Raw genomic sequence first — 287 nt, forward strand, 5'->3', positions numbered from 1 at the left:
CGCCACAGCGCGAGGAGCTGGCCGAGGTGGATGTGGACTGGCTGATCGCCGAGCGTCCCGGCAGGGTAAAAACCTTGAAGCAGCATCCGCGCAAGAACAAAACGGCCATCAACATCGAATACATGAAAGCCAGCATCCGTGCCAGGGTGGAGCACCCGTTTCGCATCATCAAGCGGCAGTTCGGCTTCGTGAAAGCCAGATACAAGGGGCTGCTGAAAAACGATAACCAACTGGCGATGTTATTCACCCTGGCCAACCTGTTTCGGGTGGACCAAATGATACGTCAG

1 protein-coding gene is annotated in these 287 nt (G+C 56.1%); it reads left to right on the forward strand.

Annotation, left to right across the window (positions count from 1 at the left end; all coding sequences use genetic code 11):
- On the forward strand, positions 1–287 hold a 287-nt coding region (locus HX884_RS26910; protein WP_178329074.1), incomplete at both ends, for a transposase.

The organism is Enterobacter sp. SECR19-1250 (assembly GCF_013391025.1).
GTDB classification, from domain to species: domain Bacteria; phylum Pseudomonadota; class Gammaproteobacteria; order Enterobacterales; family Enterobacteriaceae; genus Enterobacter; species Enterobacter cloacae.